Raw genomic sequence first — 26,783 nt, forward strand, 5'->3', positions numbered from 1 at the left:
CGAGGATCAAGCGGCCGGTGCAGGGTACCGCGAGGTTAATGGGAAGCGGAAGATGTCTCTGAAAGACAAGCCCAGGCTGACGTTCCACGGAGCCGCCGGCTCGGTGACCGGTTCATGCTTTCTCCTTGAAGTCGGCGAAAGCCGCATTCTCGTCGATTGCGGCATGTTTCAGGGATCCAAGACAGAAAAAGAGCTGAACTATCGCCCCTTTCCGTTCCAGTCGGCCGAGCTTGATGCCGTCATTCTGACCCATGCGCATATAGATCATAGCGGGCTCCTGCCGAAACTGGTGAAAGACGGGTTCTCCGGCCCGATCTACTGTACGCCGGCTACATTGGACCTTTGCGCCGTCATGCTCCCGGATTCCGGGCATATCCAGGAGATGGAAGTCGAGCAGCTCAATCGAAGAAATGAGCGGCGAGGGCGAAAACCCGTCAGTCCGATCTACACCGCTGCTGACGCCATGTCCTCGCTCGTGCAGTTCCAGGCGCACCCGTTCAAAATTTGGAAGGAACTGTCTCCGGAGTTTCGCTTCCGTTTCTGGAATGCCGGACATCTTCTCGGCTCCGCCTCGATTGAAATCGAGATCGGCTCTCACTCCGATCGCCAGCGGCTCTTATTTTCAGGAGACATCGGCCCACGCCACAAGCTGTTCCAGTTCGATCCGGAAGCGCCGTCCGCCTTCGACTATATCGTCTGCGAAAGCACCTATGGCGACGTCGATCGTCACGATCCCTCGGATGAAAGGCGCCGCAAGATGCTGCGTGAGGAGGTCCAGCGTGCCACGCGCCATCGAGACGGCGCGCTTCTGATACCCTCGTTCGCGGTGGAGCGCACGCAGGAGCTTTTGGCCGACCTGTCTCACCTCATGGATAAGGGCGAGATTCCAAAGTGTCCTGTCATTATCGATTCTCCCCTTGCACTGCGCGCAACCCAAGTCTTCAGCAGACATGCCAGCGAGCTTGAGAACGGTGATCTTCTGCTGCGCGCATTGAAGTCCAGGAATGTCCGCTTCACGGAGAGTGCCGAACAGTCGAAGGCGATCGATCATATCCATGGATTTCACATCGTCATCGCTGCCAGTGGCATGTGTGAAGCCGGCCGTATCCGGCATCGTCTTAAGAACTGGCTTTGGCGGGAGGAGGCAACCGTGCTGCTGGTTGGCTATCAGGCAACCGGTACGCTCGGACGCCTTCTGCAGGATGGGGCGTCTACCGTCCGCATCCAGGGCGACGAGATCATCGTTCGAGCAAATATCCGCACGCTCGACGTCTATAGCGGACACGCCGACGCGACGGAACTGGCAGCCTGGGTCACTGCGCGTCTACCTGTAAGAAGGGTCCTATTTCTGGTACATGGCGAGTTGCCGGCCGTGGTGGGGCTGGAAACCCGTCTCCTGGCGACACGGCCTGATCTTTCCATCGCCAAGCCGACCCTGGACGCAACCTACGAGCTTTCTGCCGAGGGGCCAGTGGAAACCCGCGCCCCTGAGGCGCCACCCCGTTTGGAAGCGTTCCAGACCGGTCGCAAGGACTGGCACAACGATTATCAGTCCCTGATCCTGGACCTCGAAGAGAGATTGGACAAAGCCGCTGACGAGAAAGCGCGCGGTGTCATTCTGCGGAAAATCAGAAATGCCGTCGACGAACTTCAAGAGCGGGGTCGATGACCGACCTATACTTTATATCCGCAATTGATCGTAACCGGCGTCGAACTCCTTTCTCGCCAGTAACCGTCTGATCGGCAAGAGGCCGCATGACCCGTACCGCTGTCGCGAACGCGCCTTATGAGGCGCATAGTTTTAGATGCCTCGCATTTGAAATTGCCGTCAACGGGCAGCCCAATGGCCGCCAATCTTGACATAGGATCGTTTCACCGCAGCCCAGGCGATCCTATGGGACACCTCCTCCTGGCGAGGATCGTCTTTATGGGCGTCGAAGGCATGGTTGAAAGCCTGACGATAGATGTCCTGGGCGTGATCCGGCAAAGAAGCGCGCACCGAGGCAGGCAAGTCGCTGTTGTCGATATAAGGCATGGCGGCGTGCCTCGCTTCCCTCCAAATCAAGCAGAGTGATGCGACATCCCCGCTTCATCCTTCCGTCGTTCCGCCTCCGCAACCTTCCTTTTGACCGTCACGAAACTATCGGGGCTGACGGAGATGCTGTCGATGCCGCAGTCTACCAGAAAGCTTGCGAAGTCAGGATGATCGCTTGGCGCCTGACCGCAAATGCCAATCTTGGCGCCGGACCTGCCCGCTTCGGCGATGACATGCGAGATCATCCACTTCACGGCCGGGTCCTGTTCGTCAAAAAGGTCGGAAAGCTCGCCCGCATCGCGATCGACGCCGAGGGTGAGTTGCGTGAGATCATTCGAGCCGATGGAAAATCCATCGAAATGGTCAGCGAACTCCTTTGCCAGAATAACGTTGGAGGGAATTTCGCACATCACATAGACCTTCAGCCCGTCTTGACCGCGCGCAAGGCCATTCTCTGCCATCACCTTCAGGACCTTTTGAGCCTCTTCCACGGAGCGACAAAACGGTACCATGACGATGACGTTATCGAAGCCGAGTTCGCCTCTTAACTTGCCGATGGCGCGGCATTCCAAGGCAAAGCCGTCACGGTAGCGCGGTGAGTAGTAGCGGGAGGCACCTCTGAAGCCGAGCATCGGATTTTCCTCGCTCGGCTCGAATTCCCGACCGCCGACGAGCTTGGCATATTCATTCGTCTTGAAGTCGCTGAGCCGGACGATCGCAGGCTTCGGATAGACCACCGCGGCAAGGCGTGCCAGGCCGCAGGCGAGATGATCAACGAAAAAGTCTGCCTTGACCTCGTAACCTGCAGTTAGTTCCTCGATCTGATGTTTGGCGTCTGCATCCTTCAGACTGTCGAGATGGGCTAACGCCATCGGGTGGATGCGGATGGCATTGCCGATGACGAATTCCATGCGGGCAAGCCCGATGCCGTCACAAGGAAGCCGCCACCATCGAAAAGCGGCCGCGGGATTGGCGAGGTTCAACATGATCTCGGTGCGGGTCGTCGGCAGGTCTGTGACGTCGACCGTTTCGACCTCATAGTCTGCAGTGCCATCATAGATGAAACCCTCGTCGCCTTCTGCGCAGGAAACGGTTATTTCCCCGCCTGTATGGAGTATTTGCGTCGCATTGCCGGTTCCGACGACCGCCGGCAGGCCGAGTTCGCGACTGACGATTGCCGCGTGCGACGTGCGCCCGCCGTGGTCGGTAACGATTGCCGCTGCCCGCTTCATGACGGGCATCCAGTCGGGGTCCGTCGTTGCCGTTACCAATATCGACCCGTCGACGAACGTGTCGATGTCCTTGGTTGTCTCGATCAGACAGGCTCGGCCGGACACGACGGCGTCGCCGATTGCCAGGCCGGCAAGAAGCATCTTGCCCTTGCGTTTGACGACATAGTTTTTGAGTTCGTTCAGCTTGCGAGCGGACTGCACCGTTTCCGGACGGGCCTGGACGATGAAAAATTTGCCGGTCTCGCCGTCTCTGGCCCATTCGATGTCCATCGGGCAGCCGTAATGATCTTCGATCAGCACAGCCCAACGCGCCAGAGTGATGACGGCGTCGTCATCAAGAACGAAGGCTGCGCGTTCGAACTTGGACGTCGGCACGTTGCGGGTCGGTTCGCCTGTCGACCCATAGATCAGCTTCTTTTCCTTGGCACCGCATTTGCGCGCGATGATGGGGCGCAACGACGTGTTCTTCAGCAGCGGCTTGAAAACCTGATACTCGTCTGGGTCGACAGTGCCCTTGACGACATTCTCGCCAAGCCCCCAGGCGGCATTGATCAATACGACCTTGTCAAAGCCCGTCTCCGTATCAATGGAAAACATCACGCCGGAACTGCCAAGGTCGGAGCGGACCATCTGCTGGACGCCGATCGACAAGGCGACCTTCAGGTGATCAAAGCCTTTTGCCTGCCGATAAGTGATCGCTCTGTCGGTGAAAAGCGAGGCGTAGCATTGGCGGCAGGCATCCAAAAGAGCCTTCTCGTCCCTGACGTTGAGGAACGTCTCCTGCTGTCCGGCAAAACTCGCATCCGCAAGGTCTTCCGCAGTTGCGCTGGAGCGCACCGCCACTGCGAGGTTGCCGCTTCCGACCCGCGCTGAAAGCTCGGCGTAGGCCTTTCTGACGGCGTCTGACAGCTCATCGGGCCAATCGCCGTGCAGAAAAAGCCTACGGATCGCAGCGCCGGTCTCCGCCAGACCTGCCTTGCCTGCCTGCCACCCGGCAATCAAGGAGGCGATGCGGCCTTTGATATCGTTGGACGCAAGATAACGCCAGTAGGCCGCGGACGTCGTTGCAAAACCCGGTGGAACCGCAATCCCCTTCGGCGTCAGGTTCTGGATCAACTCTCCGAGCGAGGCGTTCTTGCCACCGACTTCAGCGACGTCGTCGCGCCGCACGTTTTCGAACCAGACGATCTGCTCCATCGTGCCGTCCATGAGACGCTCCCTGCAATACGAGTGTCGAACTCCAGTCGCATCAACTCTATTGGAGATCCTTTTGTGCGGCTTTGATGAGGATCAAGGTCGGGTCTCGCCAGATGCGCCAGGCTATTAAAAGCGGGCGAACATATGAGGTGGAGCCATGCAGATGCTGTCAGACCGTCACGCCGTCGTTGGCGAAATCGGAGCGGGCCACTTGCGCTTTGCCGTGGCCGACATCGACGAATTGGTAATCGATCACTACGTCAATTTCAAAACGAGCGATTTCGATTCGATCGAGGTGGCGCTCGATGCTTATTTCAAATCGCTGCCCGGGCAGCCAGGCAAGATCAGCCTTGCCGTGGCCGGCGATGTCGCCGACAATCAGGCGCGCATTTCCCATCTCCCGTGGACGTTTTCCGCAATAGAATTGCAGAACGCCTTCAGCGTGCCCATCGTCAGGCTGATGCGCGACATCGATGCGGTCAGCTCCTGCGTGCCGACACTGCCCCCGCACGAACTCGTAAAACTGACAAGCCCATCCCCGCAAAGCGGACCGAAGGGTGTCATACTGCTCGACCGGGATCTCGAAGCCGCCATGATTGCTCCAAACCAGCATGGTTGGACTGTTTTACACGGCCGCGTCGGCGAGATGTCGTTCGGCGCCGATAGTGCCGACGAACTCTTACTCGTCCAGGCGATGCGGCATGGCATTGGCAGGGTTGCGCTGAAGAGGGTGCTCACATCGACGGGACTGACGGCTCTTTACGATGCATTGCGACTTCGCTCCGGTCTTGAAGCCCCGAGTTGGAGCGCATTCGATATTGCTCGGGTTGCCTTGTCTGCAAAGCCAGATCCAATCGCGCATGATGCGCTTCGGTATTTCGCAAATTGGCTCGCACGCTTTGCCGGTGATCTTGCCGCAGCATATGGCGCAGAAGGCGGGATCTATCTCAGCGGGAGCCTGGCGATCGAATTGCGCGAAATCCTGAGAAGTGAGGCGTTCGTCGAATCCTTTTCGGCCGCCGGCGGTCCCGACGGCTTTACCCGCAACGTCCCGGTTTATCTCGTCACGGCGACAAATCTCGCGCTGCGCGGTGCTGCCCTGGCAATTTCCTGAAATCCACTGACAGGGCGCGTTGCTTGCCCGTTCTAGATCTCCATGGGCGGGGCAGCCGGTTGCTGGACGGGCTCCGGAATTTCGGTCATCGTCGCCTCCGAGAGGAGCAATATGCTGGCAACCGACACCGCATTTTCCAACGCGACGCGCACCACTTTGGTCGGATCGATGATCCCCTCCTCAAGAAGATCGACGTAGCGATTGCGGGCCGCATCGAAACCAATCGCGCCGTCAGATTCCAGCGTCCTGGCGACAACGACACCGCCGTCAACCGCCGAGTTCTCGGCGATCTGTCTGGCCGGTACTTCCAAGGCCCGCTTGAGGATTTGGACGCCCGTGCGCTCATCGCCTTCGCAGAGGTCTTCCTCTGCGACCACGGCCTTTACACAGCGAAGCAGCGCCAAGCCGCCCCCAGGAACGATACCTTCATCGACCGCGGCCTTTGTGGCATTGATCGCATCGTCGAGAGCCTCCTTCTTAGCCTTCACCTCCGCTTCCGCAAGCGCGCCGACGCGAATGACCGCAACACCGCCCGACAATTTGGCAAGCCGCTCCTGCAGCTTTTCCTTGTCGTAGTCGCTTGTCGTCGTCTCGATCTCCTTGCGGATCTGTTCAGCCCGCCCTTTGATTGCCTGCTGCGAACCGCCTCCGCCGACAATTGTCGTCGTGTCCTTATCGACGACGATACGCGACGCTGTGCCGAGCTGATCTACCGTCACCTTGTCCAGCTTGAAGCCGAGGTCTTCGGAAATGAGCTGCGCTCCGGTAAGGATCGCCAAATCCTGCAGCATGGCTTTGCGGCGGTCGCCGAAGCCTGGAGCCTTGACGGCACAGTTGCGGAACGTGCCGCGCAGCTGGTTGACGATAAGGGTTGCAAGCGCTTCACCTTCCACGTCCTCGGCGATCACGAGCAATGGCTTGCCTGATTTGGCAATCTGCTCAAGTAACGCGACAAGATCGCCCAATGCGGAGATCTTTCGGTCAAAGATCAGCACCCTTGCGTCTTCCAGGACGCATTCCATCTTCTCGGCATCGGTTGCAAAATAGGCTGAAATATAACCGCGATCGAACTGCGTTCCCTCGACCACGTCGAGACGTGTCTCCATCGTCTTGGATTCCTCGACGGTGATGACGCCTTCCTTGCCGACCTTTGCCATGGCTTCGGCGACCAGCTTGCCGATCGCCTCATCATTATGGGCGGAGATAGAGGCGACCTGCTGCCTTTCCTTGTCTGAGGTCACTGGTCTCGATATCGATCGCAACGCCTCGACGGCCCGAACAACGGCGCGATCAAGACCTCGTTTGATATCGATGGCGCTTGCGCCAGCTACGACGTTGCGATGGCCGTCCGCCAGGATCGCGTGTGCCAATAGCGTCGACGTGCTCGTTCCGTCGCCGACGACCTCGCCTGTCTTTTCCGCAGCGGCTCGCAGCATGCGGGCGCCCAGATTTTCTTCCGCGTCCTTCAGGTCGAATTCCTTGGCGATCGTCACACCGTCATTGCACACGATCGGCGCACCCCACTTCTTTTCGATCAGAACCGACTTCGAGCGCGGCCCAAGGGTGATGCGAACCGCATCTGCGAGCTTGCAGGCCCCCTGAAGAACCTTGCCTCTGGCTTCGGAATGAAAAAGAACCTGTTTATGCGCCATCTTCCATCTCCCAAGTAAAACCAAGCGCAGATGCTCAGCCCGTTGATGATGATTGGCATAGATCGTGGGCAGCCGCGTTGACCAACATCAACATTGCGCTCGCTTTCAAGACCAGCTCGTTTTGACCTCGCGCAATGCTGCGGCGCGCGGGGAGTGATAATTTTCGCCCTGTAAGGCACGGAGAAATGAGAGATCTGGGGAGCTTCATTCCCCCAGTTCAATCATCCCCCTGGAGAACGTCAATGTCCGAGCAAACGGGGCGCTGGCTGCGCTGGTTGATCATCGATCATCTTGTCCTGATCGTACTGTTTTTGATGATCGCTACGGTCTTCAGCATTTTGCTGCTGAAACCATTGGTCCGAGGCGAGCAGGACCTGCCGCTGCAACGTTCGACGCTCGATGATCGCGCCAGCGATTAGAGACCGATCACATGCACGGCGGCAGGTTTCAAGGAATGCCGTCGGTTATAGCTACCATACACCTTACCGGGGGAGTCCACGCGCTGGACTTTGCCAACACAATTGGAGCCGGCGCGAGCGTTTGACGAGCGCCAGTGACGTTCTTGACTGGGCGCAGCGTGCGCACCGACGCGAATAGATGCGACCGCCTCAGCGCTATAGCCTCAGCTGCGTCTCTGCATCGAAGACATTGACGCTCGATGGATCCACGGCAAAGGCAACTGGATCTCCCCTCTTTCCGGAAAATCGAGGCTCCACCCGAGCGATAACGGTTTGAGGACCAATGACCGTCGTCAGGATCGTATCCGGTCCGGTGGGCTCGACCACGTCGATGACACCATGAAAGGCGCCGTGTCCTTCTACAATCTTCAACTCCTCCGGACGAACACCCAGGATCAGATCCCGCTTGGTCAATTCACCGTTTCCGGCTCCGAGTTCCAGCGCCACCCCCTCCGCGCGAAACTGCCAACCACGATCGCTTTTGACCACGCGTCCCCGGAGAAAATTCATGGCCGGCGAACCAATGAAACCGGCGACGAACATGTTGGCGGGGCGCTCGTAGATGGTTCGCGGATCGGCCAGTTGCTGGAGATGGCCACCCTTCATGACCGCCACCTTGGTAGCCAATGTCATGGCTTCGATCTGGTCATGCGTCACGTAAACGATGCTGGTCCCAAGCCGCTCATGGAGCCTCTTGATCTCGGTGCGCATCTCCACCCTGAGCTTGGCATCAAGATTGGAAAGCGGCTCGTCGAACAGAAACAAGTCCGGATTCCGGACGATTGCGCGTCCCATTGCTACGCGCTGGCGCTGACCGCCGGACAGGTTCGCCGGTTTGCGGTCAAGGAGATGCGTGACCTGCAGCATGTCGGCGGCTTGCGCGACGGCTTCGCGCCGCTGGTCCGCCGGTACACCACGCATCTCCAGACCAAAACCGATGTTACGCTCGACCGACATCGTCGGGTAAAGCGCGTAGGACTGGAAGACCATCGCGATGTTGCGGTCTTTCGGGGGCAGAGCCGATACCGAGCGGCCACCAATGGCGACATCGCCGCTGGAGGAATCGTCAAGCCCTGCGATGATGTTGAGCAAGGTCGACTTGCCGCAACCGGACGGTCCGAGCAGAACGAGGAAACCGCCATCCTCAAGCTCGACGTCTATCCCGTGGAGGACCTCAAGCGCACCGTAGGACTTTCGGATGTTTTTGAGTGAGAGCGTAGCCATGATCGTCTCCTTCAGCCCTTGATTGCGCCGGCAGTGAGCCCCTGGACCATCGCCCGCTGGACGATTGCGAAAAGAAGCATGACGGGCAGAATGCTGAGAATGCCGCCGGCGGCCAGAACACCCCATGGAAGCTGGAATTCACCGACCATCAGTTGCAGCCCGACAGGCCATGTGCGCGATCCCTGCCCGGTGGTCAGCATGAGGGCGAAAATGAATTCGTTCCAGGCGGCGATGGCAATGAAGACCGAACTGGCGAGCAGACCATTGCGCGCCAGCGGTAAGACGATGCGGACCATGGCGCCGAGCCGCGTCGATCCGTCGATGCGCGCGGCGCTTTCGAGCTCCCTGGGCGCAGCGTCCAGGAAGCCCTTGAGCATCCACACGAAAAGCGGCAGCAGGAAACTGGTATAGGCAAGCGCAAGGCCGAACCGGCTGTCCACCAGGCCGACGGTTTTCATCATCACATAAAGCGGGATGATCATCATCACGGCGGGGAACATACGGATCAGCAGGTAGCCCAGCATGAGGCTGTTGCGGCCGCGGAATGTCATCCGTGCAAACGCGTAAGCCGCCAGCGTGCCGGCAACGACGCAGATGGCCACGGTGACGATGGTTACGATCAGGCTGTTGCCGATCAAAACCGGAAAGTTGGACTGCGTCCAGATCGCCACGTAGTTCTGAAATGTCACCTGCCGGGGAATATATTGCATCTGCGAGGTGACGATGTCCGTTTCGGCCTTCAGTGAGGTCAGGAACATCCAGAGGATCGGACCAAGGCAGAATATCCCGAGCGCGCACAAGACGATGTAGGTGAGAACGTCGGCTGCCAAACGCCTGCTATGTTTGGTTCGAAACATGGATCATTCTTTCGTTATACGTGACAGGCGGATGTAGATCGTCGCAAACATCATCAGGATCAGGAACATCACGACCGACAGAGCTCCGGCGTAGCCAAAATTGAAATCCCGGTGGGCCGTCTGAAAGGCGTAGAGCGACAGGACTTGCGTCGCGTTTCCGGGGCCGCCGCCGGTCAGGACCAGCAGAAGATCGGGAGAATTGACAAGGCCGATGACACGCAGGATGACTGCAGCGACGATTACCGTTTTGAGCATCGGCACCGTGATCAACCGGAATTTCGTAAAGGAACCGGCGCCGTCTACGGCGGCAGCCTTGTATAGGTCCTCGGGAATCCCTTTCAGGCCAGCGAGAAACAGCAGGGCAAAGAATGGAAACCCATGCCAGGCTTCGACGAGGATCGTGGCGGCAAGCGCGGTATTCGGGTCGGCAAACCATGCCTTGTAGGCATTGAGCAGGCCTATCCGGACGAAGATGTCGTTGACGACGCCAAGCCGCGGGTCGAGAAGCAGCGCCCACATGTGTCCGGCGACAACATTCGGAAGGAAATAGGGCAGCAGGATCAAAACGCCGAAGATCTTCGTCCCCGGCAGATTTCGGTTCAGCGCAATGGCAGCGATGAAGCCGAGCGTCATCTCGACGGCGACCGCCGCCACCACCCATATCGCGGTGTTCTTCAGCGAGATCCAGAAGACCCGATCGGACATCATCGCCACATAGTGCTTCATTCCCACCCAGCCGTTGAGGCCCGGCCGGGTGAGGCGCATTTCCCGCGTACTGATGACGAAGCCGTAGATCGTCGGGTAAGCGACGACGAGGAGAAGTAGAAGGAGGCTCGGCAACAGGAGAAGATAGACCCAGGAGCGTGTCTCCGAGAGTTCGCCAAGGCGGCGGAGCGGTCGGCTGCGTAAGGTTGATGTCATTGAATATCGGCGATGGCGCCGTCCGTGATTAAGGCGCGTGCCCCATCAGGACATCGCGCCTGAACGAGGTTAGCGAAGGGCGGCTTCGAGGCCTTCGATGAAGCGGTCCACGGCCTGTTCCGGCGTCAACTGACCAGTAAGGACTGCCTGGAACGTCGGATTGACGACGTTCTCCGACCAACCGGCGGCACCTACGAAACTGTTGGGCAACCTCCCGAACTCCAGCGTCTGCGTTGCCGCGTTGTAGATCGGGTTGCCCGTGATGCGGTCGTCCTTCAACGCTGCGGTGGAGGCCGGGAAATATCCCGTTGCCTCGAGAAGCGCGATAGCCGCATCCGTCTCGCCCCAGAAGCTGATCCACTTCCACGCGGCCTCGATATTGTCTTCCTTGAAGATCCCGTTGCCGGCATAGGCAACGCGGGCAATATGGGCTTTGGGACCTGCAGGCATCGGCGCGGTCGAGAACTGCTCGCCCTGCTTGAGCGCTGCCGAGATCTCGATGAGCGAGCCGGTATGGTGCCAGATCATCGCCGTCTGACCGGTCCTGAAACCTTCCATGATCTGACGATAGCTATCATTCGGCGCGCTGGGCGGCACCACCTTCTCCTTGCGGAAAAGGTCGGCATAGAAGGTGATCGCCTCGACGGCCGCGGGCTTGTCGATGGCTGCCTGACCATCCTTGACGAGCGGCGAGCCGAACGCCTCCATAACATCGATGACATATTTGAAAGCGCCAGCGCCGCCGCGCATCCCGAATGCATAGCGGTTCTTGGAAGGATCCGTCAGCTTTCGGCAAGCGACCAGGAATTCCTCGAAGGTCTTCGGGGGAGCGGAAAGACCGGCTTCCTCGAAATAGTCTTTTCTGTAGTACATCCAGTCGACGAAGGCATAGGCTGGAACTGCATAGATGGCGCCGTCCTGCGACATTCCCGTCCAGCGGTTGTCGGGAAGGTTCGCCTTGCCGGCCCAAGTGTTGACGCGCCCGCTGATGTCCACAAGCGCTCCCATCGCCGTCAGGTCGGCAAAACGCTCGGCGATCACCATGCCGGTATCGGGACGCCCGCCGGCAACGACAGCCGACGAAACCTTCGCCATATATTCGGAATTGGGAATGCCCTCCTGCGTCACCGCCACATCCGGATTTGCCGCTGCGAAGAGCTGGATGATCTTTGCCAGTCCGGCCATCTCAGACTGGCTGGCGAAATGGTGCCAGTAGTTGATGGCGGTCGCGGCATTGGCGCTGCGAAGGCTGGCCGCCAGGCTTAGCGCTGCCGAGGCTATCAGGAATTCACGCTTGCTGAGTTGCACTACTATCTCCTCCCGAGATATCAGATCATCAATCTGATCGATCAGATGGCAATATCATCGTTTTGGAGATCCCGCAACACACTCGGTCGAAGACAGCGAGCGCGGAAACGTTCAAACAAGACCGAGATTGCGTTGCACGGCAGCCTGGAAGTGCGCGATCAGGGCCTTTTCGGCAGCATCCGCGTCCCTCGTGCTGCATGCTTCGAGTATATCGAGGTGCTCCTTCAACGTGCGCACAAGGATCGGGGTCGTGACCTTTCGCTCCAGCCGCAGAAGACGCAGGTAGTTGTGCATGCGCCGGTAGGCGCTGTCGATCAGCGGGTTGCGCAGGGCCTTGATGATCTCACCGTGCAGTTCCAACTCAAGCGCGTCCGTCTCCAGAAGCTGCTCAGGTCCTATGCCGTTACGCTCAAGCTGGCGAATAAGCCTGGAATGCCTGACTTCCAGGGCATTCATCAGATTCTCGTCGCCCTCCTCGGCAAACACCCTGATAGCCGCGCGCTCGACGATGGAACGGAACTGATAGGTGGAGCGGGTAAGTTCCATGCCCGGCCGGACGAACTGGATGCCCGAGCGCGGGTGGATGGTCAGAATGCCCTCCGTTTCTAGCACGCGCAGCGCGTCGCGCAAGGGTGCCACGGGAACACCAACGACCGCCGACAGCTCGTTCTGCGAGATGAAGGCACCCACCGGCACCTTCCGTTCGAACAGGCTTTCCAGGACGCGCTCATAGGCTATGTCGCTGAGGCGCGTTGCCGCGGCATCCCCAATCACCGACTTCGCGGCATGCGGCTCTTGCAGTTTCTTCATAGGTCCGATATCACCTTTCTGATCGATCAGATCAACAAATTAAACGATCAGCGAGCGCTACGATGTCTCTCTCCCGCTTCCGTATAACCCGATTTCAATTTGCCCGCGACCGCGTAATCGGCGACAGCCAGGTTCGCGCCGACGAGACCAACGTCGCCGCGCTCGAACTGATCTCGGACACAGGAGAGGTGGGGCTCGGCTTCATCCAGACCCTTTTTTATCCCCTGCCGGATCAGGCCGAGATCGAGGCCGTTTTCGAAAACGAAGTCTGGCCCGCGATCAAGGGAGAAAAGGCGATCGGACTGGTTCACCGCGTGAACCGACCGCGCGGCGGCAACCAGCGCGCCTACTCCCTGCCATTCCACGAAGCGCTGCAGGTAGCCCTCTGGGATCTTGCCGCCAAGCAGGCAGGCATGCCCTTGCACCGCCTCCTCGGAAGCCGACGCAATCGCGTCCGCGCCTATGCGAGCGGCCTTGATTTCCACCTGAGCGACGACGCCTTCAGCGCGCTGTTCGCGCATGCTGCAAGCGTCGGCTACACGGCCTTCAAGATCAAGGTCGGCCATCCTGATTTTGCCCGCGACCTTGCCCGCCTCGAACTCTTGAAGAAGGTCGTGCCGGAGGGATCGCAGATCATGATCGATCCGAACGAAGCCTGGAACTCTAAGGAGGCCCTGGTCAAGCTGACGGCAATACGCGATGCAGGACACAATCTCCTCTGGGTGGAAGATCCCATTCTGCGCCACGATTTCGAGGGTTTGCGAACCCTGCGTCACGCGGTCAACTGGACGCAGATCAACAGCGGAGAATATCTCGATCTGTCCGGCAAGAGGACCCTGCTCGACCATCACGGCGCCGACATTCTGAACGTTCACGGCCAGGTGACGGATGTTATGCGCATCGGTTGGCTGGCCGCCGAACTGGGCATCCCGGTCAGCCTCGGCAATACCTTCCTGGAGATCGGCGTTCACATGGCTGTTGCCCTGCCGGAGGTCGAATGGCTGGAATATTCCTTCCAGAACTTTGACCACCTGGTCGAAACGCCAATCGAGATCCGCGACGGCTTCGCCTACGCGCCGGACCGCCTGGGTCATGGATTGGTGCTTTCGGAGGGGGCACGGCGCGAATGGGCGCGCCCACAGCGACTAGAGCGGTCCAAACTTGGACCGGCCCCAAAAAACCACCGCCTTCCTCTCCTCCCATGAGGATAAGTTCGCAATAGGCAAACAGCGACGAGCGCAGCATTTCCTCCCGTTCGTGGCATAAGCCTCTTGTTCGCAGGAGGTGGACCTCGATCTGGATTGACCATTCCGACAAAGATCATTGTCGTCGTCAGAAACGTGGCTCGCAAACAGGCGGCTGCCCCAGGTAGCGCGCATTCCCTTGACCGCAATATTGTCTTTCACGGTCAGAGGCACGCCATCCAATGGCCCGACCGGCTCGCCAGATTTCCCACGGCGCTTGCTTTGTCGTCCCGCTTCCGATGCTCCGCCCTGTCCAGGGGCACTATAGCATTGGGCTTCGGATTTGCTTTAGGACCGAAGCCCATCACTGGCCGGATTGTCTCAAAGCAAGCGGTAACCACATGGGCGTCGGCTTCGTTACGAGCGCTCGGATCCGGCAATCATTTCCAGGCGCGATCCGCAACCTGCATTGTGAAGATTAGCCCTCAAGAGGTCACGCGGGTAACCACGGGGGCCGTCGTAAACACAGCGTTGCTCGACAAAAGGCTTGCCTGAGGAGACAGTCCTCCCACGGTTGAGAAATAGCTGTTTTGCTCACGGTGGATCCCTGGCGCTTGTTTGAGCATATGCTTTAACCGCAGCTCAGAAACTCGGCAACTTCAAAGTCATGATGAGCAGGCAATACATCTCCCAGTCACAGGCTATCTAATTGGCCAATAACATGAAATTATAATTTCACATAACTTGGCACGAAACCTGCTTCTCTTTTTTCGACTGGGCAGACGCTCAGAGGCAGCCAAAAAGAGGGAACGTAATGACGCATAGGGACACTCACATTTCCCGTAGCCAGCGAATGATCATGATCTTCCGCACGGCAATCCTTGCAGTATCTGCTACGTTTGCAATGACGACGGCAAACGCAAGCGGAGCACTGGCTGCGGGTACGTTGCGCATCGGGATGACTGCCTCCGATATTCCCCTGACGACTGGCCAAACCGACCAAGGGGGCGAGGGTCAGCGGTTCATGGGCTATACCGTCTACAATTCGCTCATCGAATGGGATCTGACGAGCGCAGACAAACCTTCGATCCTGATACCGAGCCTTGCGGTCTCCTGGGACGTCGACGCGACTGATAAAACGAAATGGGTGTTCAAGCTTCGTGATGGGGTGAAGTTTCATGATGGCAGTGCCTTTGACGCAGATGCCGTTGTATGGAATCTCGACAAGATCCTGAAGCAGGATGCCCCACAGTTCGACAAGCGTCAGTCCGCGCAAGGCAAATCACGCATTCCGGCCGTTGCCTCTTACAAGGTCATCGATCCGCTCACGGTCGAAATTACCACCAAGACACCGGACGCCACCCTGCCCTACCAAATCAGCTGGATCCTGATGTCATCGCCGGCGAACTGGGAAGCCCAGGGCAAGAGCTGGGATGCCGTTGCCCAGAAGCCCTCTGGCACCGGCCCATGGAAGATCGAAAGTGGTTTCACCCCGCGCGAGCGCGTCGAGCTGACGCCCAACAAGGACTATTGGGACAAGAAGCGCGTACCGCAGCTCGACAAGCTGGTTCTCATCCCGCTGCCTGAACCGAACACCCGCGTCGCCGCGCTTCGATCCGGCCAGGTCGACTGGATCGAAGCACCGGCTCCAGATTCCGTCAGCTCGCTGAAGGACGCTGGCTTCAAGATCATCACCAACTCCTACCCGCACAACTGGACCTGGCATTTCTCCCGCGTCGAGGGTTCGCCGTGGAATGACATTCGCGTTCGCAAGGCGGCAAACCTTGCGGTCGATCGTGACGGCCTGAACGAACTACTCGGCGGTCTGTCGATCCCGGCGCAAGGCTATCTGCCGCCGGGCCACCAGTGGTTCGGCAACCCGACGTTCAAGCTAAGTTACAATGTCGAAGAGGCAAAGAAGCTGATGGCTGAGGCCGGCTTCGGTCCCGACAAGCCCGTCACGACCAAGGTCATCATCTCGTCCTCGGGTTCTGGCCAGATGCTGCCGTTACAGATGAACGAATACATCCAACAGACGCTGGCTGAAATCGGCATCAAGATCGAATACGAGGTGGCTGACTGGAACACCGTCATCAACATCTGGCGTGCAGGTGCCAAGGACCCGAGCGCAAAGGGTGCGACGGCGATCAACTACAGTTACTTCATCCAGGATCCCTTCACCGCGCTGATCCGCCAGTCGCAATGCAACCTCGCACCACCGAACGGCACCAACTGGGGTTACTATTGCGACCCCGAGATGGATGCCCTCTTCGACAAGGTGCGCACGACCTTCGACCCTGCCGAACAGGACAAGGTGCTTCAGCAGATCCACGAGAAATATGTGAACGAAGCATTGTTTCTGATGGTCACGCATGACGTCAACCCGCGTGCCATGACCGGCAAGGTCAAGGGCTTCGTCCAGGCACAGAACTGGTTCCAGGACTTCTCCACGATCAGCATGGACCCTTAAATCCAATGCCTGGGCTGCGCCCTGGCCCACGGGTGCGCAGTCCCAAGGATGCCCGATCGAACCCGTCTTGTGAGGACACCATGCTGGCCTATGCCTTGAAACGACTGCTGCATGTCATTCCCGTGGCCATCGGCGTAAGCATCGTCTGCTTCATGCTGATCCATATTGCGCCGGGTGACCCGCTGGCGGCGATCCTGCCAACCGATGCCTCTGCGGACCTGCAGAACCAGATGCGGGCCTTCTATGGGCTCGATCGTCCATTGCCGGTGCAATACGCCCTGTGGGCATGGCGGGCGCTGCACGGCGACCTGGGGATCTCGATCGCGTCCGGCCGCCCGGTGCTCAGCGAGATTATGGACGCCTCGGTCAACTCGATCATCCTGGCGGTCGCCGCGACGATCATCGGCTTCACCGTCGGCTCGGTACTCGGCTTGGTGGCAGGCGTGTTGCGGGGTAGCTGGATTGATCGCCTGGCCTCCGCATTCGCGATGCTTGGCGTTAGCGTCCCACATTACTGGCTGGGCATGGTTCTCGTCATCGCATTTTCCGTCACGCTCGGCTGGCTGCCTGCAATGGGCGGCGGCCCCGGGGGATCGGACGGACGCGGCTTCAGCTGGGAATATCTGCAATACCTGATCCTGCCTGCGGTCACGATGTCGGTCATTCCGATGGGCATCATTGCACGCACCATTCGGTCGCTGGTGGCCGACATCCTGTCACAGGACTTCACCCAGGCACTGGCTGCCAAGGGGCTGATGAACCGGCAGATCATGAGTCATGTGATACGTAATGCAGCGCCGACCGCTATTTCTGTCATGGGCCTTCAACTGGGCTATCTCCTGGGCGGATCGATCCTGATCGAGACCGTGTTCTCCTGGCCGGGCACCGGCTTCCTGTTGAACGGCGCCATCTTCACCCGCGACCTGCCGATCCTGCAGGGCACGATCCTTGTGCTTGCGATGTTCTTCGTCCTCCTCAACCTCGTTGTCGATGTGCTGCAGAGCGCAATCGATCCGCGCATCCAGAGGAGCTGACCCATGGCCGTCATTACAGCAGATCTGGCCTCGGAGGCGCCAAAAGTCCTCAAATCACCCGGATTCTGGGGTGGTGTCGTTCGCCGCCTCAGCCGTGATCCGGTAGCGCTCACGGCTTTGGGCGTCGTCATTCTTTTGGTGCTCATCGCGATATTCGCGCCGTATATCGCCCCTTATGACCCGTCGAAAGGCAGCGTCATCCGTCGCCTGAAGCCGACCGGCACACCCGGATATATCCTCGGCACCGATGAACTCGGGCGCGATATGCTCTCGCGTCTGATTTACGGCGCCCGTCTCTCGCTGGTGATGGGCGTCGTCCCGGTTCCGGTCGCCTTCGTCATCGGCTCGGCGATCGGCATCATCGCCGGCTATGCTGGCGGGATTACCAATACGCTGATCATGCGCACGATCGACGTCTTTTACGCATTCCCTTCCGTGCTGCTTGCCGTCGCTTTGTCAGGTGCCCTTGGTTCGGGTCTGACCAATGCGCTGGTCTCGCTGACCGTGGTCTTCATCCCGCAGATCGCGCGCGTTGCTGAAAGCGTCACGACCCAGGTCAGGAAACTCGATTACGTCGATGCGGCCCGCGCATCCGGTGCTCCTGATCACACCATCATTCGGGTACACATTCTCGGCAATGTTCTCAGCCCCATTTTCGTCTTTGCCACGAGCCTGATCTCGGTCTCTATGATCCTTGCATCCGGCCTGTCGTTCCTCGGCCTTGGTGTGCGTCCGCCCGATGCCGAATGGGGTCTGATGTTGAATACGCTAAGAACAGCGATCTACAACAATCCGTTCGTCGCTGCTTTGCCGGGATTGATGATCTTCATCACCTCGGTCTGCTTCAATCTTTTCTCCGACGGGCTGCGCACAGCCATGGACGTGAAGTCATGAGCGCAACAATCTCACCCTACAATCAGGACATGGAAATCGGCGAGCGCGGCGGACCGGCTCAACCCCTCATCTCTGCCCGCGGTCTGCTCAAGCATTTTCCGGTCAAAAGCGGTGGCTTTCTCGGACCGCGGAAAGTCGTACGCGCCGTCGATGGCGTCGACTTCGATATTCTCAAGGGCGAGACGCTCGGCGTCGTCGGGGAAAGCGGCTGCGGTAAATCGACGACGGCGCGGCTGTTGATGAATCTCATCGTTCGCGATCAGGGCGACATCCTGTTTGATGGCGAGACAGTCGGCGGCACGCTACCGCTTGCACAATACCGGCGTCAGGTGCAGATGGTCTTCCAGGACAGCTATGCATCTCTCAATCCTCGGCTGACGATCGAGGAATCGATCGCCTTTGCGCCGCAGGTTCATGGTGTCCCGGCCGGAAAGGCGATTGCACGCGCCCACGACCTGCTTTATCGGGTGGGGCTGGAGCCAACGCGCTTTGCCGGGCGATACCCGCACGAACTGTCGGGCGGGCAGCGGCAACGCGTCAACATCGCCCGCGCGCTGGCACTCGAACCAAGGCTGATCATCCTCGACGAGGCGGTCTCCGCGCTCGACAAATCGGTGGAAGCACAGGTTCTCAACTTGCTGCTCGACCTCAAGCGCGACTTCGGGCTAACCTATCTGTTCATCTCCCACGATCTCAACGTCGTGCGCTTCATGTGCGACCGGGTCATGGTGATGTATCTCGGCAAGGTCGCCGAGATCGGCAGCCGACAGGCGGTCTTCGAAAACACGCGGCACCCCTATTCTTCAGCGCTGCTGGCCTCGATGCCCAAAATCGATCCATCTGAGAGAACGTTGGAGCCACCGCTTTCTGGAGATCCACCGAACCCGATCGATCCGCCCAGCGGCTGTCGTTTTCATACCCGTTGCACCTTCGCCGAGGATGCCTGCAGCCGAACTCCGCCGCTGTTGGCAACGGTCTCCGACGAGCAGTCCGCAGCCTGCCTGATGTCGACACCGGGGTCGGGCCACAGCCGTGCGCCCGTCACCATGGAGGCTTGAGATGACGCAATCCGATGTTGTGATCGATATCCAGAACCTATCGGTTACCTTCAATCGAGGACGCAAGCCGGTAAAGGCCGTCAATGGCGTCAGCCTCCAGGTAAGGGCTGGCGAGGTCGTGGCCCTCCTGGGAGAGTCTGGGTCCGGCAAGAGCGTCACCATGCGCTCGCTGCTTCGCATGCATCCGAAGGGGACGACGATCGGCGGGACTATGTCGGTGGCCGGACGCGATGTCACTGGCTTGTCGACGCGCGAACTCGGCAATCTGCGTGGCGCCGTCGTCTCGATGGTGTTTCAAGAGCCGCGTCTTGCCCTCGATCCGGTCTACACGCTTGGCCGGCAGATCGAAGAGACGATCATGCGCCATGAAAAGATCTCTCGCTCCGCCGCGACTGCCCGGTCGCTTGCCTTGTTTGAAAAGGTTCGCATTCCCTCGCCGGAGCGGCGCCTTCGAAACTATCCGCACGAGATGTCGGGAGGCATGTTGCAGCGCTCGATGATCGCCATGGCGCTGGCGTGCAATCCAAAGGTCCTTCTCGCCGATGAGCCGACGACGGCGCTGGATGCCACCGTACAGATCCAGATCCTGCTGCTCATCCGTGAATTGCAGAAGGAGTATGGATTGTCCGTCATCTTCGTAACCCATGATATCGGCGTTGCGGCCGAGGTCGCTGACCGCATCGCGGTCATGTACGCGGGACGGATCGTCGAAGAGGGGCGCGTTGAAGACATCATCCGCGACGCGAAACACCCCTATACAAAAGGGCTGCTCGGCGCGCGCGTCGAACTTGCAAACGGCCGCGATCGGCTGATCACCATTCCGGGCGCGCCGCCAGATCTGGCCAACATGCCACCGGGCTGCGCGTTTGCGCCACGATGCGCGCAGGCATCAGAACCCTGTCGCACCGAAGTTCCGGCACTCGTCGCCGCGGAACGGGGTGGCCGGGTTGCCTGTCTCCTATACCGCTGAGAAACCCGAAACACACTAAAGGGAGGTGGACGCCCGGCTGCGGCGTCCAAAGCACCATGACACACATCGTTGTCATCAATCCAAACACATCGGAGGCGACCACGGCGATGATGACCGATATCGCTCGTCAGTCTGTTCCTGCTGGTATTTCGATCGAAGGCGTGACCGCAGCAAGAGGCGTATCGATGATCCTCAACAGCAGAGAGCTTGCCGCCTCCGCCGACGGCGTCGTGCAGATGGGGTTGACCGCGGCGGCAAGGGCCGATGGCATCATCGTCAGCGCTTTCGGGGATCCTGGCCTCGAAGAGCTGAGGCAGATGACCGATATACCCATAATCGGCATATGCGAGGCAAGCATGCTGGAAGCTGCGTTCGGCGGACGACGGTTTGGCATTGCGACCGTCACACCAGATCTCGTCGAGGGTTTCGCGGCAAAGGCGGTGAGCCTCGGGCTTGCCAACCTTTTCACCGGCACTCGATTGACCAGCGGGGACCCAATTTCTCTCTCTTCCGACCCGGAGCGGCTGCAGACGGCCCTCACCATTGCCGTCAAGGAGTGCCTGGAGCTTGATGGCGCCGAGGTGGTCGTCATCGGCGGCGGGCCGCTTGGCAGAGCAGCGGTCCAACTTCAGCAACAGCTGTCCGCGCCGGTGATCGCCCCGATTGAATCAGCCACTAAACTCCTCCTCAAGCGGATGTTTCCTCTTGAATCAGTCGCTGCGAGTTTGGTGTAATGACCAGGTCGCTTCGGCACGGCAGCTTGAGTTTTCCGGTTGCAAATCGGGAGATTGCGAAGGAAAGTCCGCCGCCTGGAGACGTCGCGGAGAGTATTGTGCCGAAAGATCGTTCGTTCCTGTTTCGCGTGAGAGAGGCGCTTCCCAACCTCCATCCGGCAGAAAAGCGATTGGCTGAGTTCGTTTGCGATTTTCCCGGCGAACTCGCGAGCTATTCAGCACAGGAACTTGCGGCGCTCGCGCACGTTTCCAAGGCCACTGTCACGCGGTTCATCCAGCGGCTCGGTTATGAGACCTACGAGGAAGCCCGCCGCCACGCGCGGGAGGAAAAGCAAACTGGGTCCCGGCTTTTTCTCACGAGTTCGGCCAACGCTGCGTCGATCCAGTCGGTAGAGGCACATATAGCCCAAGGCATCGCCAACCTTGAAGCGACGTTCATTTCTATTCCTGACAGTCAGATAGAGGCCGCAGCCGACGCAATCCTCAATGCGCGAAAAGTCTGGGTTGTCGGATTTCGAAGCAGTCACCCATTTGCCTCGTATCTCCAATGGCAACTGATCCAGGTCATTGAAAACATTGTCGCCATCCCCGGTTCTGGGCAGACGCTAGGCGAACACTTCGTGAGCCTTCGTGAGAATGACATCGTCGTGGTCTTTGCTATGCGCCGACGAATTGCGCAGATGGACGCAATTCTCGAACAAATTCGGAGATCGAAGGCAAATCTTCTGTACGTTACCGACGAAAGCGCACCCTTCGAGACCGCCGCTGGTTGGCACTTCCAATGCCAGACACTTGCGCCCGGCCCGTTGTTCAACCACACCTCGGTGATGGCGTTGTGCCATTTGCTGATTAGCCGGTGTTTCGAAAAAGCCGGGGTTGAAGGTCGAAAACGCCTTCGCGACATTGAGGCTCTAAACGAAAATCTCGAAGAATTATAAGTCGTTTTAACTTCGATAATTGGCATGGGGGTGTGAGCCCGAAGCTGTAAATAGAGTCGACCCCGCAGCAGTTCCCCACGTTTTGAGTCTCACTGCTCGTGATGGGAGCAGAACCGACGGCCCCCTTTTTGACCAAGCGATAACAACGATTTATCGGTCTTGCGCTCAGGAATCTCGCCTGCGTCCAAACATCATTCGTTCAGACGATCAACCAATCGCTTCATGAGATCCATTCGTTCATGAAGAATCGCCATGATGAGGGCAGGCGCATCCTCTCGAGGCAGACAAAAGACGTAGTGATGCTGGCATCGCGCCATTCGTAACGCCGGATAAAGCGCGCTCATATCCTTGAAAGGAGCTTCGCCCTCGGCAAGGTTTGCGATACCTCGCTCCAAAGCCGAGACGTAGCGGCGTACCTGGGCGGCACTCCATTGCGCACGTGTGTAGCGGATTACCGAGCGTAGATCCGCTTCCGCCTCTGCAGTAAGAATGTAGGCCGTCAAGCACGACGCTCGGCAATCTCCTCGTCGAGGATCTCACCTACGGTTTTGGTCGACACTTTTCCGGCGAGCCCCTCATTGACGCGCGTGTTCATCAACGTCTTCAACTCCTCCCAGGCTCGTTCTCCGTCTGTGTCACCGGGAAAGAGGCGCTCAAGTGCATACTGCTTGATTGTCTTGCCCTGCAAAGCGGCCAGCGCCTTTAGGCTTTGATGTTGTTGGTCCGTTATGTCGATCGTCAATCGGCTCATCTAACGTGCTCCTGAACTGAGAAAACCCACATTAGCACATATGTGGGTATGTGTGTAGCGACCCCATAAATCTCCGGACAGAAGTGCTGTCCGGCCCTGAGCGCCGCCGCCGCTGGCCGACCGCGAAGAAGCTCGCGATAATCCGGGAACTACGAGCCTGATGTCACAGTCAGCATCGTTGCTCGGCGTCATGGCATTCAGCCGAACCACTTGTTCGCCTGGCGCAAACTTGCGGTGCAGGGTGCGCTGACGGCCATTGCATCGCAGGAAGAAGTCGTCCCGGCGCGTGCCGGCGGCCAGGTCGGCGCTGACAAGCGACAAGGGTAACTGCGCCACGCCCACACCGGCGCGAACGGCGTCGCGAACCATCATGAACGACGCAAGGCTTAATACCGGTCGCTCGATCCCTCATCCAAATCGACAAGCAAGTTTCAAAGGATAGCAATTGCCACTTGTTCCGATTGCAACAACGGCAGCTCTGACGACAACGCACATTTTAGGAACGTCATACTGGTAGCCGGATTACCCAACGCTGCGGTGAGCGAGTTGTGGAACGGCAACCATCCCATCTTGTTCTGACCCCAATATTGTCGGGAAGACGGTCAATCAACGGCCTGTCACCTGGCTGCCCCGGGGCCGTGTCGGCGCTGAGGCGACCTGGCGGCGATCGAAACCGCCGCCAGCAGCTTGTAGTTTAACGTCCTGGATGGCTATTCCGCCGGCCTAGGGAACTTTAGCCGTTCAGCGGCACCATTCCTCGATCGCTAAGGCGATCGCCTTGGTGCAATCGATGAGATCACGGACCGAGACGCGTTCATTCGGCTGATGCGACAGAGCTGGATCGCCCGGGCCGAAGTTTACCGTCGGCGTGTTGCCAAGGCCGGTCGGCAGACCGATATCGCTATGGGCACCGAAGCCGGAGAGGACCGGATCGAGATCAGCCGTCTTCACCGCGTTCTGGAAGATGCCGATGAAAGAGCTGTCGGCCGGGATCTCTGCGCAATCGGCATCGAGAATCCATTCTACCCGAGCTAAATGCGCGCGCAGGTAGGGATCTGCCTGGCACACATGCCGCACATGCTCTTCAATCTCACGCTTGACCTTGCCGCCGAGGCCGAATTCGTCCTTTTCGCTTGGAAGATATTGCGCGTCGATGATGATCTCCGCGCGACCGGCCATCGACGACGGATGTTCGCCCGCCGACATCTGGGTGACGATGATCTGGTTCGGCAGATCCATCAGCGGGTGGTTCTTCCTGGGATCGAACATCCAGCGACGATTGAGGATGTCGATACCGTCAAGCATCTGGCGGCAAAGCTGGACCGCGTCGACGGGACCGCTGGAATACCACGCATTCGGCGTCAGCTCAGCATGGCCGCCGATGCCGTCGATGATGATCTTGCCCCACAGGATTCCATGGCACAGCGGCGCGATCTTGTTGCCGGTCGGCTCGGTCATGATACCGGCGTCCGCCTTGAAGCCACGATCGACCATTGCAAGCGAACCCATGCCGCCGATTTCCTCGTCGACAACGGTCGTAAAGACGATGTCTCCCGAAAGCGGTACTTTCAACTCCTCCAGGATCTCGACCGCCATCAGCATGCAGGCAACGCCACCCTTCATGTCGACGGTGCCGCGACCATGAAGGAAACCTTCTTTAAGGACCGGGTCGAAGGGATCGGTCGCCCAATGATCGATGGCACCCGGCGGAACGACGTCGATATGGCCTGTCAACATGATCGAGCGGCCTCCACCGATGCCGGCAAGCGTACCGCCGAGATTGGGCCGGCCTTCGAAGGTACGTCCTTTGTTGGCACCTGGCCGGCCTTCATACTTGGCATAAAGTGCCGGACCGTCCGGATCCCAGAGATCGGTAGTAAAACCCAGCTTTTCCAAGCGCTTCTGCAGATAAAGCTGGCAGTCGCGCTCGCCGGGACCGGCCTCCTTCGGGTTTGATTTGACGACGGAGGGAAAGCGGACGAGGTCGCTCAAGGTCGCGACGATCTTGTCCGAGCGCGCTTCGACGAGCCCGGCGATGGTCTGTTGCAGTGAGGTCATATTTTATCTCCAGCGTTGGGAAAGGCGTTCGGCAAGCAGGACGAAGATCAGCAGGCAGCCGACGATGCCCACCTGCCAGACGGTGTTGACGCCAAGCTGCAAAAGGCTCGTCTGCAGGGTGACGAGCAGGATCACGGCTGCGAGCACGCCGCCGACGCCGCCGCGTCCTCCCGTGATGAGGATGCCGCCAAGCATGGCTGCGGTTAGTGATGCCAGTTCGAGATTCTGGCCAATATTCGGCCGACCGCTTCCGAGCCAGGCGATTGAAACAAGCCCGGCGGCACCGCAAAGCAAACCACTTGCCGCATAGATAATCATGCGGGCGCGATCGACCGCGATGCCGGTCAGCCGCGCGGACCTTTCGTTGAAGCCCATCGCATAGATCCATCTGCCCCAGGCAGTTCCATTGAGAAGTATTGCCGTGGCGATAAAGGCGGGAAGAGCAATGGTCAGGAACGGAAGGGGGAAGCCGGCCACGATGCCCCGCCCCCAGACAAGCAGCCAGTCCGGCACGCCTGACTGCGCAGCACCACCTGTCACAGCAAGCGCCAGGCCCGAATAGATGAAGAAGGTCCCGAGCGTGGCGATCAGTGGTAAAATGGCAAGGCGTGTCACGAGCCAGCCGTTGATCAAGCCCAGGACTGTTCCGAATAGGAGACAGAGGAAAGGCAGCAGCCCCGGCGGCAAGCCGAGCCGGACGAGCATCAGGCCGGCGACAGCCGTCAACGACACGATACCGCCGACCGAGAGATCGATGCCGGCGCCTCCGGCAAGCACGACAAGCGCCTGACCGAGCGAGGCGAGCGCCAGGATGGTCGAGAATTGCAGCACGGTGGTGACCGTCGAGGCATTGAGCGTCGATGGCTGCAAGACGGCGACCCCGGCCACGAGGACGATCCACAATGCCACAAGGATGGAAAGGATGAGATGGGTACCCTGCAGCGTGCATCGGTTCTTCATCACTTCGCCCACTTGATATCGGAGAATTTCAATCGATGGGCCATGACCTCGAAGGCAAGCGTCCCGATGAGGAGAGCGCCGGCCACCACCGGCTGCCACAACGAGGGCACGCCGATCAGCAGCAGCCCGTTCTGCAATATGCGCAGCAGGAGCACGCCGAACACCGTGCCGACGAGGCTACATTTGCCGCCGAGGATGCTGGTGCCGCCGAGCACGACGGCAGCGACCGCATCAAGAGCCAGATTGCTGCCGATCGACATTTCGACATTGCGGTAGGTGCCGACATAGAAGGTGGCCGCAAGCCCCGTCAGCGCTCCGGCGATGACGAAGACAGCGCAGCGGACTCTGACGACCGCAACGCCTGAAAGTCGTGCCTTGTCTTCCGAATTGCCGATCGAGAGCAGATGCAGACCGAAGGGTGTCCGCCGCAGCACCAGCCAGATGACAAGATAGGCAAGCACGATGACGATCGCGTTCAGCGGTATGCCGGCAAGCGAGACCGACAGGAAGTCCGTCAGAGATTTCGGCAGGCCTGAGAGCCACTGCCCGCCCAGAAGCACGAATATGCCGGTGCGGTAGACCCCGAGCAACCCGAGTGTGCCGACGATCGCCGGAATGCGACCAAGCACGACCACCGAGGCCGTAACCAGCCCGAGCAAGGCGCCGACAACAGGCCCCGACAGGGCGACCACAAGGGGCGGAAATCCGGCGCCAAGGCCGCGACCGATGGCGATCGCGGCGAGGCCCATGACGACACCGATGGAAACATCGATGCCGCCGATGGCGAGGATCAACGTCATCCCCAGACCCGACAGCAGCAATTCCACGCTGTTGCGCAGTATTGTGCCGGCGTTCGCGAAGGATGCGAAATAGGGCGATGCGAGGGAGAAGATGGCCACCGCCACGAGGATCGCGGCGAGCAAG

Annotated in this window: 25 protein-coding genes and 2 pseudogenes; 12 read left to right on the plus strand and 15 right to left on the minus strand. The window is 59.2% G+C overall.

Annotation, left to right across the window (positions count from 1 at the left end):
- Positions 1–58 precede the first annotated feature (58 nt).
- Positions 59–1,669, plus strand: coding sequence for an MBL fold metallo-hydrolase (locus tag KQ933_RS29760; protein ID WP_216760877.1), 1,611 nt, complete (start codon positions 59–61; stop codon positions 1,667–1,669).
- 159 nt (positions 1,670–1,828) lie between these two features.
- Here KQ933_RS29760 and KQ933_RS29765 read toward each other — a convergent pair whose 3' ends face one another.
- Together KQ933_RS29765 and ppsA are read right to left on the minus strand one after the other, a co-directional pair.
- A complete protein-coding gene (locus KQ933_RS29765; protein WP_216759568.1) occupies positions 1,829–2,035 on the minus strand; it encodes a ChaB family protein in 207 nt (68 codons plus the stop codon).
- Between the two features lie 26 nt (positions 2,036–2,061).
- Positions 2,062–4,476 carry a phosphoenolpyruvate synthase gene (gene ppsA / locus KQ933_RS29770; protein WP_216759569.1) on the minus strand — a complete coding sequence of 805 codons (2,415 nt, stop codon included), beginning with the start codon at positions 4,474–4,476 and terminating at the stop codon, positions 2,062–2,064.
- A 145-nt stretch (positions 4,477–4,621) separates the two neighbouring features.
- Between ppsA and KQ933_RS29775 the strand changes: the two genes are divergently transcribed.
- Positions 4,622–5,578, plus strand: coding sequence for a glucokinase (locus KQ933_RS29775; protein WP_216759570.1), 957 nt, complete (start codon positions 4,622–4,624; stop codon positions 5,576–5,578).
- A gap of 32 nt (positions 5,579–5,610) precedes the next feature.
- On the opposite strand, the gene groL is transcribed toward KQ933_RS29775, so the two are convergent.
- A complete protein-coding gene (gene groL, locus KQ933_RS29780; protein WP_216759571.1) occupies positions 5,611–7,230 on the minus strand; it encodes a chaperonin GroEL in 1,620 nt (539 codons plus the stop codon).
- A gap of 242 nt (positions 7,231–7,472) precedes the next feature.
- On the opposite strand from groL, the gene KQ933_RS29785 reads away from it, so the two are divergent.
- Positions 7,473–7,649: a hypothetical protein gene (locus KQ933_RS29785; RefSeq protein WP_216759572.1), complete on the plus strand. Its 177-nt coding sequence runs from the start codon at positions 7,473–7,475 to the stop codon at positions 7,647–7,649.
- A gap of 195 nt (positions 7,650–7,844) precedes the next feature.
- On the opposite strand, the gene KQ933_RS29790 is transcribed toward KQ933_RS29785, so the two are convergent.
- From KQ933_RS29790 to KQ933_RS29810, 5 genes are all read right to left on the minus strand, one after another.
- A complete protein-coding gene (locus tag KQ933_RS29790; RefSeq protein ID WP_216759573.1) occupies positions 7,845–8,912 on the minus strand; it encodes an ABC transporter ATP-binding protein in 1,068 nt (355 codons plus the stop codon).
- Between the two features lie 11 nt (positions 8,913–8,923).
- Positions 8,924–9,769 carry a carbohydrate ABC transporter permease gene (locus KQ933_RS29795; protein ID WP_216759574.1) on the minus strand — a complete coding sequence of 282 codons (846 nt, stop codon included), beginning with the start codon at positions 9,767–9,769 and terminating at the stop codon, positions 8,924–8,926.
- Between the two features lie 3 nt (positions 9,770–9,772).
- Entirely contained in the window at positions 9,773–10,690 is a 918-nt protein-coding gene (locus KQ933_RS29800; protein ID WP_216759575.1) for a carbohydrate ABC transporter permease, read from the minus strand.
- Positions 10,691–10,759: 69 nt separating this feature from the next.
- The gene (locus KQ933_RS29805; RefSeq protein ID WP_216759576.1) at positions 10,760–11,998 is read right to left on the minus strand and encodes a sugar ABC transporter substrate-binding protein; all 1,239 of its coding nucleotides are present in this window, start codon (positions 11,996–11,998) and stop codon (positions 10,760–10,762) included.
- A 111-nt stretch (positions 11,999–12,109) separates the two neighbouring features.
- Positions 12,110–12,808 (minus strand): GntR family transcriptional regulator, encoded by a 699-nt coding sequence (locus KQ933_RS29810; protein ID WP_216759577.1) that lies wholly within the window; start codon positions 12,806–12,808, stop codon positions 12,110–12,112.
- Between the two features lie 62 nt (positions 12,809–12,870).
- Here KQ933_RS29810 and KQ933_RS29815 point away from each other — a divergent pair, with 62 nt between their 5' ends.
- The gene (locus KQ933_RS29815) at positions 12,871–14,013 is read left to right on the plus strand and encodes a mandelate racemase/muconate lactonizing enzyme family protein (RefSeq protein ID WP_216759578.1); all 1,143 of its coding nucleotides are present in this window, start codon (positions 12,871–12,873) and stop codon (positions 14,011–14,013) included.
- Here KQ933_RS29815 and KQ933_RS29820 read toward each other — a convergent pair.
- Complete coding sequence (locus KQ933_RS29820; RefSeq protein ID WP_301925084.1) at positions 13,954–14,235, minus strand: amidase family protein; 282 nt, start codon at positions 14,233–14,235, stop codon at positions 13,954–13,956. The two genes, KQ933_RS29815 and KQ933_RS29820, sit on opposite strands and share 60 nt — an antisense overlap.
- A gap of 661 nt (positions 14,236–14,896) precedes the next feature.
- Here KQ933_RS29820 and KQ933_RS29825 point away from each other — a divergent pair.
- From KQ933_RS29825 to KQ933_RS29855, 7 genes are all read left to right on the plus strand, one after another.
- Positions 14,897–16,462, plus strand: a complete 1,566-nt coding sequence (locus tag KQ933_RS29825) for an ABC transporter substrate-binding protein (protein WP_253958439.1) — start codon at positions 14,897–14,899, stop codon at positions 16,460–16,462.
- Positions 16,463–16,542: 80 nt separating this feature from the next.
- Complete coding sequence (locus KQ933_RS29830; RefSeq protein WP_216759579.1) at positions 16,543–17,496, plus strand: ABC transporter permease; 954 nt, start codon at positions 16,543–16,545, stop codon at positions 17,494–17,496.
- A 3-nt stretch (positions 17,497–17,499) separates the two neighbouring features.
- Entirely contained in the window at positions 17,500–18,390 is an 891-nt protein-coding gene (locus tag KQ933_RS29835; protein ID WP_216759580.1) for an ABC transporter permease, read from the plus strand.
- Complete coding sequence (locus KQ933_RS29840) at positions 18,387–19,448, plus strand: ABC transporter ATP-binding protein (RefSeq protein WP_216759581.1); 1,062 nt, start codon at positions 18,387–18,389, stop codon at positions 19,446–19,448. The genes KQ933_RS29835 and KQ933_RS29840 overlap by 4 nt, the downstream gene beginning before the upstream one ends.
- A gap of 1 nt (position 19,449) precedes the next feature.
- Positions 19,450–20,418, plus strand: a complete 969-nt coding sequence (locus KQ933_RS29845; protein WP_216759582.1) for an ABC transporter ATP-binding protein — start codon at positions 19,450–19,452, stop codon at positions 20,416–20,418.
- A 56-nt stretch (positions 20,419–20,474) separates the two neighbouring features.
- The gene (locus tag KQ933_RS29850) at positions 20,475–21,152 is read left to right on the plus strand and encodes an aspartate/glutamate racemase family protein (RefSeq protein WP_216759583.1); all 678 of its coding nucleotides are present in this window, start codon (positions 20,475–20,477) and stop codon (positions 21,150–21,152) included.
- A 95-nt stretch (positions 21,153–21,247) separates the two neighbouring features.
- On the plus strand, positions 21,248–22,090 hold the full coding sequence (locus tag KQ933_RS29855) for a MurR/RpiR family transcriptional regulator (protein ID WP_216760881.1): 843 nt from the start codon (positions 21,248–21,250) through the stop codon (positions 22,088–22,090).
- Between the two features lie 191 nt (positions 22,091–22,281).
- On the opposite strand, the gene KQ933_RS29860 is transcribed toward KQ933_RS29855, so the two are convergent.
- Positions 22,282–22,593 (minus strand): type II toxin-antitoxin system RelE/ParE family toxin, encoded by a 312-nt coding sequence (locus tag KQ933_RS29860; RefSeq protein ID WP_216759584.1) that lies wholly within the window; start codon positions 22,591–22,593, stop codon positions 22,282–22,284.
- Positions 22,590–22,841: an antitoxin gene (locus KQ933_RS29865; protein ID WP_216759585.1), complete on the minus strand. Its 252-nt coding sequence runs from the start codon at positions 22,839–22,841 to the stop codon at positions 22,590–22,592. Before KQ933_RS29865 ends, KQ933_RS29860 begins: the two co-directional genes overlap by 4 nt.
- Before the next feature lie 65 nt (positions 22,842–22,906).
- On the opposite strand from KQ933_RS29865, the pseudogene KQ933_RS29870 reads away from it, so the two are divergent.
- Positions 22,907–23,126, plus strand: a pseudogene (locus KQ933_RS29870) (transposase); the annotation flags it as partial.
- A 3-nt stretch (positions 23,127–23,129) separates the two neighbouring features.
- Here KQ933_RS29870 and KQ933_RS33625 read toward each other — a convergent pair.
- From KQ933_RS33625 to KQ933_RS29885, 4 genes and pseudogenes are all read right to left on the minus strand, one after another.
- A pseudogene (locus tag KQ933_RS33625) lies at positions 23,130–23,237 on the minus strand (LysR family transcriptional regulator); the annotation flags it as partial.
- A gap of 345 nt (positions 23,238–23,582) precedes the next feature.
- Entirely contained in the window at positions 23,583–24,899 is a 1,317-nt protein-coding gene (locus KQ933_RS29875) for a M20 family metallopeptidase (protein ID WP_216759586.1), read from the minus strand.
- A 3-nt stretch (positions 24,900–24,902) separates the two neighbouring features.
- Complete coding sequence (locus KQ933_RS29880) at positions 24,903–25,859, minus strand: ABC transporter permease (RefSeq protein ID WP_216760883.1); 957 nt, start codon at positions 25,857–25,859, stop codon at positions 24,903–24,905.
- Positions 25,859–26,782 carry an ABC transporter permease gene (locus tag KQ933_RS29885; RefSeq protein WP_367882531.1) on the minus strand — a complete coding sequence of 308 codons (924 nt, stop codon included), beginning with the start codon at positions 26,780–26,782 and terminating at the stop codon, positions 25,859–25,861. The genes KQ933_RS29880 and KQ933_RS29885 overlap by 1 nt, the downstream gene beginning before the upstream one ends.
- Position 26,783: the final 1 nt, after the last annotated feature.

It is taken from the genome of Rhizobium sp. WYJ-E13 (assembly GCF_018987265.1).
Classification (GTDB): Bacteria; Pseudomonadota; Alphaproteobacteria; order Rhizobiales; family Rhizobiaceae; genus Rhizobium.